The organism is Caulobacter sp. AP07 (assembly GCF_000281955.1).
Lineage (GTDB): Bacteria > Pseudomonadota > Alphaproteobacteria > Caulobacterales > Caulobacteraceae > Caulobacter.
The window spans coordinates 1-7,608 of the sequence record NZ_AKKF01000022.1 but is presented as its reverse complement, the minus strand read 5'-3'; the positions used below and the strand labels follow the sequence as shown (position 1 = coordinate 7,608).

The following is a 7,608-nucleotide window of genomic DNA, read 5'->3' as shown; positions in this document are numbered from 1 at the left end:
AGGGCCCGCGGCCGCCGGTCATGCCGCGCAAGCCGGCCGCGCCCCGGGCGGCGCTGGCCCCGGCGCCGGCGGCCATGCCGCCCATGGCCCAGCGGCCGGCCAGGGCCAGACCCCCGGCGGTAGCGGCCAGGCCCATCACGCTCGAGGCGGCCGATCCGGCGTTCAGCTGCGGCGTGCCGGTGATCTGCGCGGCGGCGATAGCGGGGATCTTCAAGGCCAGCATCAAAAAGACGATGGCCGCCACCAGGAGCCCGCAGCTTTCCTGCCAGGTTGGGTCGGGCGAGACGATGTAGCTGGTGAAGATCTGCTCGCCGATCGACACGACCATGGCCAGGGCCATCATCTTGACGCCGACGGCCGGAACGTAGGCGATGGCCCGCTCGGCCAGGAACGAGGTCTGGGTCAGGATCCCGAACGGCACCATCACGAACGAGATGAGGGTGACCACGTAGAACTCGATCACCGTGACGACGACCTCGACGCCCAGGAGCACGAAGGCCAGGATCACGCCGATGATGACGATGACGGTGACCAGGATGGTGTCGATGTGGGTGAAGAAGCCTACGCCCATGCCTTCGCTGGCCAGCCGGCCGATGTACTTCAAAAGCTCGAAGGCCACGTCCAGACCGTCCCAGACGATCTTGGAAGGGGCGTTGAGGAAGTCGGTCAGGCTCATGGCGCCGCCGCCGGCCTTCAGGCCCAGGGCGGTGAAGCCCTTGATCACCGTCAGGGTCAGCGGATGCCAGTTGCTGATCAGCCAGGCGAAGAAGCCGAACAGCAGGAGCTTGCGGATCAGGGCTGCGGGCACGTTGTCGTTCTCGTCGACGGCCCAGAGCAGCGCCGACAGGCCAAGGCTGATGACGATCAGCGCCGCGAAGGTCGTTCGCACGTCGCCGTTGATCAGGCCAAACCCCGCTCCGACCTGGCTGGTGAAGCGCGCGAGGAAATCGTCGAGGGCGGAGGGGGAGGCTGTCTGCATCAGCCGCTAGTGGAGGTCGCGTTCGGACATGCGGCCCGGCTTGCGCTGGACGTAGGCCACCGAGCAGGGGTCGCTAGAGTCGCGGACGTCAGGATCGGGGCAGCGCTTGGGCTTGGCGACCGACGTCTTGGCCGCGACGTCGGTTTTGGCCTCGCCCGCTCTGGGGCCGCAGGCGGCCAGGGCCAAGGCCAGGCAGAGCGGCAGGGCCAGCCAGGGGGTGATCTGGGCTTTGGTCATTGCAGGACGTCTCCCGAGAAGCGAGGCGCGCCGCGGGTCACCGCCGAATTGCGCTGACGGTCGGCCTCGCTCTTAGTGACGACGGCGCGACGTTCGGCCTCCCAAGTTTCCGCCTGACGGGCCTGGGTGATCATCAGGGTCTGCAGCTGGGTCAGCTGGGTGGAGAGCGCGGCCAGGAGCTGATTGGTGGCCTGGATGGCCGCGGTCTGGCCGGCCGCCAATTGCGAGGCGCCAACCGCCGAGGCCACGGCCTGCCCCGTCACCCCCTGGGTCTGGACGATCTGATTCTGGACGGCCATGGCGTCCTGCAGGGTCTGGCGGCTGTTCTGGCTCCAGCCGGCCAGCCGCGCGGCCAGATCCCGGGCCGAAAGACCGCTTAGATCGTCTGGATAGAGATCGGCGAAGGTTTGGCTGATGTTGGCGGCTTGATAGCCCAGCCCTCGGGCCTGCTGGAGGAGGGCGGTGGCTTGTCCGGCGATGTCGCGCAGGGGACCGGTGACGTCCACGCCCAGGGTCTGGAGCATGCGCGCCTGGTTGGTCAACTGGCTCTGCAGGGCCTGGATCTGCTGCAGGCCATTGGAGACGGTCTTGATCGCCTGGGCGACGGCGGCGGGATCGTAGACGGTGACCTGGGAGCGAGCCACACCGCCGCCCCCAAGTCCAACACCTATCAACAGGCCAAGGCTCAGGCCTGAACGCATCAGGTCGCGACGCGAGGCGGTCATGGGCGAGGCTCCGAGATCGAGGTCGGGGACGGCGAGTCCGAACGCGCGCCGATCCAGTCCAGAAAGAGGTCGACCAGGCGATGGCGGGCCAGGATCGCCGCGGCGATCAGGACAAGGCCGGCCAACAGCAGACGCGGCTCTTGCAGGGCCGGGGCCAGGACCATGGTCAGGACCATCCCCGGCGCGAGCGATAGGACGAAGGCCAGGCGCGCCAGGCGCCGAACCCGCGGGGCGACGCCAACTGGATCGATCCCGTCGGTAGGGTCCAGGTCAGGCCGCATCGCGGGCCTCGTCGAGGAAGTCGCCGACCTCGGGCAGGCCCTTGGCGCGGTAGAAGCCAGCGGCGAACCCCTCGGGTCCGGCCTGCCGCAGCACCTTCTCGATCAGGGACTGGTCGCCGGGGCTGGCTGAGCCGACGGCGGCCAGGGCCACCGGACCAAGGCCCAGTTCGAAGAGCCGATCGCCCGCCGCGCTCTGGTAGTAGTACTCGCGCTTGGGCGCGGCCCCGGCGATGATCTCGATCTGCTGGTCGTTGAGCCCGAACCCCGCATAGGCCTTGGCCACCAAGGGCGTGCGCGCCTCGGGGTTGGGCAGGAAGATGCGGGTGGGGCAGCCTTCCATCAGGGCCGGGGCGATCGGGCTGGCGGTGATGCTCGACAGGCTGAGCGTGCTGAAGACCACGCAGACATTGAGCTTGCGCACCGTCCACAGCCATTCGCGGATCTTGTGGGCGAAGGCGCTCGATTCCAGGAACCGCCAGGCCTCGTCCAGGACGATCATGGTCGGCCGACCATCGAAGCCGCGCTCCAGGACATGGAAGAGGTAGGTCAGCACCGGGCCCAGGACCGCGGGCGTCTCCATCAGGGCGCCCAGCTCGAAGGCCTGCCAGTCGCGGGTGGTCAGCCGCTCCTCGGCGGCGTCCAGAAGCCGGCCATGGGGACCGTCGAGCGTGAAGGGCTTGAGCGCGGCCTTGACGGCGTGGTCCTGGACGGTGGCGGCCAGCACGGTGAGGGTGCGCTGCTCGGACGGGCCCGAGGCCAGGTTGGCCAGGGCCGTCCAGAGCTCGTCCTTGACGGCTGGCGTGGTCGTGACCCCGCTGGCGATCAGGAGGTCGAGAATCCAGTCCTGGGCCCAGACGCGTTCTTCCGGTCGATCGATCCGCGCCAGGGGCTGGAAGGCCAGGTCCTCGCCCCACGGCCCCAGGTCGTAGAAGCCGCCGCCGACCAGGAGACTGGTCGCGCGGCTGCTGCGGCCCTTGTCGAACATCACCACCCGCGCACCCGGGTAGCGCCGCCATTGCAGGGCCAGGGTGTTGAGCAGCACCGACTTGCCCGCCCCGGTGGGCCCGACCACGAAGGTGTGACCGACGTCGCCCTGGTGCAAGTCCAGGCGAAAAGGCGTGGTGGCGTTGGTGCGCGCGTGCATCAGCGGCGGCTGGACGCCCGCGCGGCCCTGCTTGCCCAGTTCCTCGGTCAGATGGGCGTTGGTCAGGGGGCCTGGCCAGATCGCCGAGACCGGCAGCAGGTCGCAAAGATTGAGCGTGCTGACCATCGGCCGGCGCACGTCGGCATAGGCCTGGCCGGGCAAGCCCCCGAGCCAGGCCTCCACGGCGTTGAGGTCCTCGACCTTGGTGACGAAACCGGCCCGGTTGACGACGGCCTCGACGGCTCGGACCTTGACCGCCAGGCGATCCGGATCGGGATCGGAAAGCGTCACGGTGGGCGTGACATAGCCCATGGTCGCCGCGTCGCTGCCCAGGATGGCCAGGGCCGCGTCGGCGTCGTGGGTTTTTTGCAGGGCGTCGGGATCCTCCAGCAGCGAAGGCTCGTGGGTGATGGCCTCCTTCAGCAGCGCCAGCATCCCCTTGCGTTTGGAGAACCAGCGTTTGCGCAGGGTGGTCACCGCGCGCCGGGCGTCCTCCTTGTCGAGTGGCAGGAAGCGGCACACCCAGCGATAGGAAAGGCCCAGGGTGTTGAGCTGGTCGAGGATCCCCGGCCAGGAGGCGGCCGGATAGGCGCGCACGGAGATGGTGCGCAGGAAGTGCCCGCCCAGCCGTGGATAGAGCCCGCCCTGGAAGTCGTCGTCGGTCAGGACCGCGTCGAGATAGATCGGGATCTGGGGCCGGGCCACGCGATGGGGCGTGGTCGAGACGCAGGCGTGCAAATAGGTGAGGGTGGCCTCGTCGTCGAGCGGCGCGACCAGCGGGAAGACGCCGGCGAGAATGTCGCGGACGGCCCCGACCGTGGCCTTGAACTCCTCGAGCGCCAGTCGATAGAGCGCCTCGGCGCCGCGGCCCTGGGGAAGGTTTTCCACCAGGAGGCTCTCGGCCCGGCCAAGGGCGTCGGGGGGCGGCAGATAGGTGAAGGTCGCGAAATAGCGCGACTCGAAGTGAGCGGATTCGGCTTCGAACGCCGCGCGCCGCTCTTCGTCGATCAGATGGCTGACGGGGTCGGGAAAGGCGCTGGCCGGATAGGACTGGGACGGCGAGCGCACGGCTTCCAGGTGCAGGCACCAGCGCGAACCCAACCGCCGCAGGGCGTTGTTGAGCTGGGCGCGCGCGGCCATCAGTCCGGCCGCCGTGGCCGAGGCCAGATCCGGCCCCCGAAACTCTAGGCTCGTCTGGAAGGCGCCGTCCTTGTTGAGGACGATGCCCGGCGCGATCAGCAGGCCCCAGGGCAGGTGGTCCGACAGGCGGCTGGAGCGCGAGCGATACTCGTTGAGGAACAGCATCGCGCCTAGCCGTCCAGATAGGCCGGTTGGCGCAGGTGGCGGCGCAGGATGGCGAACACATGGGGATCGCGCTTGGTCATCCACAGCGCCGCGCCATAGAGCAGGGCGCCGAGCGGCAGGCCGATCCACGGCGCCTGCAGTCCCAGGGTCAGAACCGCCGTCAGCGTGCCGATCAGGATCGCGGCCATCCGCGGCGCCCCCGCAAGGGTCACGGGCTCGGAGAGCGAGCCGTGGAATTGGATTTCAAAACCGTCGGGCGCGGCGCTCATCAGAATCCCGCCCCGCCGGTGAAGCCCAGAAAGCCCAGGAAGAAGGTCGAGGCGCTAAAGGCGATGCAGAGGGCGAACATCACCTGCATGCCCTTGCGCACCCAGGAGCCGCCTTCGGAGATCGCCACGCCCAGGCCGGTGATGGCGATGGCGATCACCCCGATGGCCTTGGCCACCGGCCCGGTGATCGAGTCGGCGATCGAGGTCAGCCAGTTGTCCCAGGGCATGCCGCCGCCGCTTCCGGCCGCCAGGGCGGGCTGGGCCAAGACCAGGGCGAGGCCCAGCCCCAGCAGGAGACACCGAGTCTTGGACGACAAGCTTGTCCAGAAGTAGAGGGAGGGCGGCATCGGCGGCTCCAGGTTGCGAGGACCAACCTGGCAAGGTCATTTTGACAGTACAATTCCGAGGAAATGCAGGGTGAGGTTCTACGGGTGAAAGAAATACCGGGGGAGATTGTCCATGCTCTAGCTATCCTCGCCAAGGCCAACGGCGCGCAACGTCGATGACTGTCGCGCTTGTAGAACACGAGGTCAGACAACGAAGGTCGAACGACGACTTCATGAGCGTCCCCTCATCGGAAGAGGACGCACCGGGTCACAACGACGGCGTGTCGGGATCGCCGTCTTCCAAACCGCGCGGACCAGCGACCGGGATCTCGCCGGTCTGGATGGCGATCGAGACCGCCTGGGCGCGGTTACGCGCGCCCAGGCGCTTGTAGGCCTCGGAGAGATACTGGTTGACGGTTCTATAGGACAGCCCGAGGGCGTTTCCGATCTGGATGGCGGTGAGCCCATCGCGCGCGAGAACCAGGCACGCGCGCAGCCGCGGGGTAAGAACGCTGGACATAGACCAAGCAACTCCAACTGCAGGTCGCAGCCGGTCCGTTCAGGCCCTTTTCCGCGCACGCAAAGCACAGACCGTTCTCAAGCGGCGCACACTTGTCATGCCGGATCGGCCCGTGGCGAGGAAACCGGCCATATTCAACTAAAAGTAAACAGTTGCGACCGCCTGGCAACTGAAAAGTGCAATCGCACGAGCTTTTTCGAGAATAGCTCTCAAATGTCAGAATTGGCGGAAAATCATAAAATTCATTTTATATTTCAATATACTAATATATGAGAATGGCTTGCAATAAATTGAAGGACCATACTTCCCATTCGACGCCAAATCGCGAAAACTGACCCATCTAGTCCAGGTTCAACCCTCGACCCAGGACATCACGCGCCGATGCCATACGTTCTGACCAGCACCCGATTTCCGGGCCGATCGAGGCCGGGAGACAACGGGCCGCACTAAACCTTAGCGTGATCGACGACGCCAAGCCCTACCCCACCGAGGGGACAAAAACCCTCCTCTCGCCGAAGAGCTCAGCGTGGCGAGGCGACGCCCGCCGAGCCGACAAGTCCCATCGTCGTGGGCGGCTTCGTGGGCGACACGCCCCCTAGACGACGGCCTGATCCGCATGGCGGATGCGGATCGGGCCGTGAGCCCTTCAGGTCGACCGCGTCAGATCGCGCTGAAAAGAGTCCATGCGCTCGGGACCCGATGGCGCGAACCGCGCGCGAGACCGCCGAACCGTCATGTCGCGGCCTGAACCGTTGTGGAAATTGAGATCGGCAGGCGAATCTCGAAGATCGATCCGCCATCGGGCGTCGACAGGCAGCGCGCTTGACCGCCGTGCGCTTCGGCTATGGCTTTCACAACCGCGAGCCCCAGGCCCGAACCTTGGCTCTCTGGCGTCGCGCGACGGAAGCGGTCGAAGATTTGGGTTCGAAGATCCTCGGCCACGCCAGGCCCGCTGTCGATGACCCTGAACACCGCATCGTCGCCCTCCGCCACGCTCTCGCAAATGATGGGGCCCGGGGTCGCATGAAGGCGGGCGTTCTCGAGCAGGGCCAGGAAAGCCTGATTGATGCGCGGTCCGTCACCCAGGGCCCACGCCTGGCCTGGCCGCCAGTTCACGTCGAACCCCGCCTCGCGGAGCGCCGGGCCCATCATCGCCTGCTGCTCGCGCACCAGGTCGTGAAGGGCGACAGGCCGCGCCTGCAGGATCAGATAGCCGCTTTCGGCGAGGCTGACGATCCTGAGATCCTCGACCAGGCGCGCCAGGGTGTCGACCTGACCCAGCAGGCTGGTGGTCAATCGCTCGTCCATCTTGAACACCCCGTCCTTGACGCCCTGCAGCCTGCCGCGCAGCACCGTGACCGGCGTGCGCAGTTCATGGGCGATGGCGGCGTTCCAAAAGGCGGCGTCCTGGTCCAGCGTCTGCAGGCGGTTGGCCATGGTGTTGAAGTCCTCGGCGAGGCCGGCGACTTCGCCCAGGCTTTTGTCATCCACGCTGACGCGCGCCGCCAGATCGCCAGAGGCGATCCGGCGAGCGGCCAGGGCGACGGAAGACACCGGGGCGACGATCCGGCGGCTGAGGCTGCGCGCGGCGCCCGCCGCCAGCGCCAGACAACACAGGGCGAAGACCACCAGACCCACATAGTCGATCGCGTGGAAGGTCCAGGCCCCGCCCTTGGCGTTGAGTTCGGGCTCGACGAACAGGCCGTAGAGCACTGTCCAGCCGACGACCGATATCGCCAGCCCGCCCAGCGCGACCAGCGCCATGTAAAGCGCGACCTTGCGCTTGAGGCTCGGGCGCGGGGTCATGGCTTGGGCGACAGCC

Annotated in this window: 9 protein-coding genes; all 9 read right to left on the bottom strand. The window is 67.3% G+C overall.

Features of this window, described 5'->3' with window-relative positions; translation table 11 throughout:
* Positions 1-979, bottom strand: a 979-nt coding sequence (gene trbL / locus PMI01_RS02225; protein WP_007662421.1) for a P-type conjugative transfer protein TrbL, incomplete at its 3' end; no start/stop codon positions are given.
* Between the two features lie 6 nt (positions 980-985).
* Positions 986-1,216, bottom strand: a complete 231-nt coding sequence (locus tag PMI01_RS02220) for a hypothetical protein (RefSeq protein ID WP_007662419.1) — start codon at positions 1,214-1,216, stop codon at positions 986-988.
* A complete protein-coding gene (locus tag PMI01_RS02215) occupies positions 1,213-1,941 on the bottom strand; it encodes a hypothetical protein (RefSeq protein ID WP_007662417.1) in 729 nt (242 codons plus the stop codon). The genes PMI01_RS02220 and PMI01_RS02215 overlap by 4 nt, the downstream gene beginning before the upstream one ends.
* Positions 1,938-2,222 carry a hypothetical protein gene (locus tag PMI01_RS02210; protein ID WP_007662415.1) on the bottom strand — a complete coding sequence of 95 codons (285 nt, stop codon included), beginning with the start codon at positions 2,220-2,222 and terminating at the stop codon, positions 1,938-1,940. Before PMI01_RS02210 ends, PMI01_RS02215 begins: the two co-directional genes overlap by 4 nt.
* Complete coding sequence (trbE, locus tag PMI01_RS02205; RefSeq protein ID WP_007662413.1) at positions 2,212-4,671, bottom strand: conjugal transfer protein TrbE; 2,460 nt, start codon at positions 4,669-4,671, stop codon at positions 2,212-2,214. The genes PMI01_RS02210 and trbE overlap by 11 nt, the downstream gene beginning before the upstream one ends.
* 5 nt (positions 4,672-4,676) lie before the next feature.
* Positions 4,677-4,940 carry a VirB3 family type IV secretion system protein gene (locus PMI01_RS02200; RefSeq protein WP_007662411.1) on the bottom strand — a complete coding sequence of 88 codons (264 nt, stop codon included), beginning with the start codon at positions 4,938-4,940 and terminating at the stop codon, positions 4,677-4,679.
* Positions 4,940-5,287, bottom strand: a complete 348-nt coding sequence (locus PMI01_RS02195; RefSeq protein WP_007662409.1) for a TrbC/VirB2 family protein — start codon at positions 5,285-5,287, stop codon at positions 4,940-4,942. Before PMI01_RS02195 ends, PMI01_RS02200 begins: the two co-directional genes overlap by 1 nt.
* Before the next feature lie 247 nt (positions 5,288-5,534).
* Positions 5,535-5,786, bottom strand: a complete 252-nt coding sequence (locus PMI01_RS02190; RefSeq protein ID WP_007662408.1) for a helix-turn-helix domain-containing protein — start codon at positions 5,784-5,786, stop codon at positions 5,535-5,537.
* 732 nt (positions 5,787-6,518) lie between these two features.
* The coding region (locus tag PMI01_RS02185; RefSeq protein WP_007662406.1) for an ATP-binding protein at positions 6,519-7,608 on the bottom strand (1,090 nt) is incomplete at its 5' end.